This window comes from Mesotoga sp. (assembly GCF_035363035.1).
Classification (GTDB): domain Bacteria; phylum Thermotogota; class Thermotogae; order Petrotogales; family Kosmotogaceae; genus Mesotoga.
Genome location: NZ_DAOSEH010000153.1, coordinates 1 through 2,961, shown reverse-complemented (window position 1 = coordinate 2,961; position 2,961 = coordinate 1). Strand labels below are relative to the sequence as shown.

The following is a 2,961-nucleotide window of genomic DNA, read 5'->3' as shown; positions in this document are numbered from 1 at the left end:
GTGTCCTTACGCGGTTGACGAATGCAGGGAGAAGGAAGAGCCTAAGCTGGAAGAGCTAGAGAACGGACACTACCACGCCTGCAGAAGGTGGAAGGAAGTCCAGGAGACGGCGACTTGAGAAAGAAAAGCGCACAGGCCCGGGGAACCTGATGGGTAATAATTCATAGGTCCCTCAATATTATTAAAGACACACCGGAGACGCTGGTTTCGTCAACGGTGTGTCTATATTTTTCAATTCAGATCGTCTTTGAACCCTGTTCTATTTGCTCTGTAATAGAGAGATACGACCTCTCTTCATCTCACTATCCAGTCGATCTCGATCTCTGCCGTGCGCCTGTCGGCGGCCGGATCGGTGAAATACACTTTCATCTCGTGTACACCATCCAGAGAGACTCGCGCCTCTTTTCCGATAGTTTTCCAGTTGTCGGAGTACCTGAAGACTTCTACCCCGTCCTTTTCCAGAACGAGGTAAGCGCTGTTGCTTTTCATGATTTTCACGTCGAACCGGATCGAGAGTTCCTGTGTGGGCGACAGATCGAACGTCGAGATCGTTCTTCCCGAATCCCTGGGGTACACCGTTTCGCTGCTGTAGGGAGTGAAATCGGTCATGACTATCAGCATCGCTATCGCCGCCGTTACTCCCACCAGAGCAAGTATATAACCCAATCTGGTCAATCTAGACAAGATATTTCTCCTTCACTTTTTTATCCACGCTCGTTCATTTTCTCCAATAACCAGAGGTCAGACCGTTCACGTTCTTGGACTAATAACCAGGAACGGCTACTGACAATCATCTACCCTCTCCGTCAATGCTTTTCTCGCGAGAAGCTTTTCACTTCTCCGTTGGTGGCCTTAACGACATCCGTCGGTTTGATCCAGATCTGTATTCCCCTCTTTCCGGCACTCATCGAAACTTTCTCTTTTGATAGAGCGTGGGAGTCTATGAGTATTCTGTAACTCTTCTTCATTCCCAAGGGCGAGACACCGCCACGAACGTAACCGGTCAGGGAAAGCAGCCTGCTGGCCGGAACCGTTTCTATATTTCTATCACCCGTTATCGATTCCAGTAATTTCATATCGATCTCGCGATCGCCGCTAAGACAACATACAAACACGCCGCTTCTGTCACCCTTTACAACCAGCGTCTTCATGGTCATGTCGGCGCTTATCCCCAGTTCTTCGGCTACGTGTTCGGCACCCAGTTGATCTTCATCCACATCGTATTCGAGAACTTCGTACTCTATTCCCATTTTATCGAGAATTCTAGTCGCGTTAGTTTTTTGCATATACAAGCTCCCAATGATTTTAATACTACAGTGTCATTTCACACAACCGGTCGGATATTATAAGCCGTGCATCCGTCGATTTTTGTATCTCCTCTATCGATACGTTCGGGGCCACTTCCTTCAAAACCAGCCCCTCCGGACCGGGCTCTATTACGGCAAGTTCCGTCACAATGAGATCTACAGGTCTGATTGAAGTCAACGGAAAATTACATTTTCTAACTATTTTGGGGGTACCTTTACCCGTATGAGTCATCGCTACTATCACTTTTTTCGCGCCGGTTACCAGGTCCATAGCGCCCCCCATGCCGGGAATCATCTTTCCGGGAATCATCCAGTTGGCCAGCATACCCTTTTCATCCACCTGTAAGGCGCCGAGCACCGTAATATCGAGATGGCCTCCCCTTATGAAACCGAAGGACATTGCGCTATCGAAGGCCATAGCACCGGGAAGGGCCGTCACGAACATCCCGCCCGCGTTGGTCATATCCGGGTTCTCCATGCCTTCAAGCGGCTCCGGTCCCATTCCGATTATCCCATTTTCCGACTGGAAGAAAACATTCACGCCCGATGGGATATAATTGGCCACCAGTGTCGGAATTCCTATTCCCAGATTCACCAGGTCTCCGTCTTTAAGTTCTTTAGCAACGCGTCTGGCTATTACCTCTCTGGGATCCATCAGCGACACCCCCTTACAAGTATGTAATCCACAATTACGCCGGGAGTGTGTATTTCCTCTGGACTTATCGAACCAACGGGCACGACCTCCTCCACTTCGGCTATGACACATTCGGCGGCCATTGCCATTAGGGGATTGAAATTTCTGGCCGTGAGGGAGTATGAGAGATTTCCACAGTAATCGGCTCTCTTCGCCTTTATAAAGGCAAATTCAGCGCTTATCGGGAGTTCCAGCAGGTATTTCTGCTCTCCTACCACTAGGGTCTCTTTCCCTTCTTCTACAACCGTTCCGACACCGGTAGGGGTAAGTATGCCGCCGAGCCCCACTCCTCTGGCACGCACCCTTTCGGCAAGTGTCCCCTGTGGAACGAGTTCAACTTCGATCTCTCCTTCTATCATCTGACGCTGGGTTTCGGGGTTGGTTCCTATGTGAGAGACAATCGCCCTGCTCACCAGCCTGTTCACGACGAGCCTGCCTATTCCTCTGTCGGGGAAAGCCGTGTCGTTTGCTATCACCGTCAGCCCACCGATTCTCGAGACAATCAGCTCGTCGATTATCTCATCGGGCGTGCCGCAGCCGAGGAAGCCGCCAATCATCGCTGACGAACCTGGTCTGATTATTTCCGTGAGTTCCTTTCTGGTAATTGTTTTCAAACTGTATCCTCCTCTCGTTAACGGCGCGTATCGATAAGTACTATGTGGCCTTGCAGAGAGTATAACCTATAGATGGGATCGCTTTCGAATCTCTTATATCGCCGGCTGAAGCAAACTGAAGCAATTATAGCTTTTTCGGACGCCGATGCTTTTTGTGCCGCTTCTGTGCAAATCTAAGTATTTCGATACTAAATCCAGTATCGCCGCGTATTTTTCAGTCGCCTCTGGCGGCCTGTCTGCTTGCAAGGGAAGTTTCAAAGACCGGGAGCACGAGAACTACTGGAAGAGAGAATAGAAACTCACAATGTAACTTTAGTTACAGAACTTCGCCTTCATAATGTATATA

4 protein-coding genes are annotated in these 2,961 nt (G+C 49.5%); all 4 read right to left on the bottom strand.

Annotated features, from left to right (window positions below; translation table 11 throughout):
• Nucleotides 1–294: 294 nt before the first annotated feature.
• The 4 genes from PKX57_RS11865 to PKX57_RS11850 all read right to left on the bottom strand — a co-directional run bounded on the left by PKX57_RS11865 (nt 295) and on the right by PKX57_RS11850 (nt 2,615).
• Nucleotides 295–684 carry a hypothetical protein gene (locus PKX57_RS11865; RefSeq protein ID WP_213921815.1) on the bottom strand — a complete coding sequence of 130 codons (390 nt, stop codon included), beginning with the start codon at nt 682–684 and terminating at the stop codon, nt 295–297.
• Nucleotides 685–806: 122 nt separating this feature from the next.
• Entirely contained in the window at nt 807–1,286 is a 480-nt protein-coding gene (ybaK, locus tag PKX57_RS11860; RefSeq protein ID WP_213921816.1) for a Cys-tRNA(Pro) deacylase, read from the bottom strand.
• Nucleotides 1,287–1,311: 25 nt separating this feature from the next.
• On the bottom strand, nt 1,312–1,962 hold the full coding sequence (locus PKX57_RS11855) for a 3-oxoacid CoA-transferase subunit B (protein WP_213921817.1): 651 nt from the start codon (nt 1,960–1,962) through the stop codon (nt 1,312–1,314).
• Complete coding sequence (locus PKX57_RS11850) at nt 1,962–2,615, bottom strand: 3-oxoacid CoA-transferase subunit A (protein WP_213921818.1); 654 nt, start codon at nt 2,613–2,615, stop codon at nt 1,962–1,964. Before PKX57_RS11850 ends, PKX57_RS11855 begins: the two co-directional genes overlap by 1 nt.
• Between the last annotated feature and the right edge of the window lie 346 nt (nt 2,616–2,961).

What these genes read in the sequence shown, in the direction of transcription:
- ybaK (WP_213921816.1), bottom strand. Translation starts at nt 1,286, where the DNA reads ATGCAAAAAACTAACGCGACTAGAATTCTCGATAAAATGGGAATAGAG.
- PKX57_RS11855 (WP_213921817.1), bottom strand. Translation starts at nt 1,962, where the DNA reads ATGGATCCCAGAGAGGTAATAGCCAGACGCGTTGCTAAAGAACTTAAA.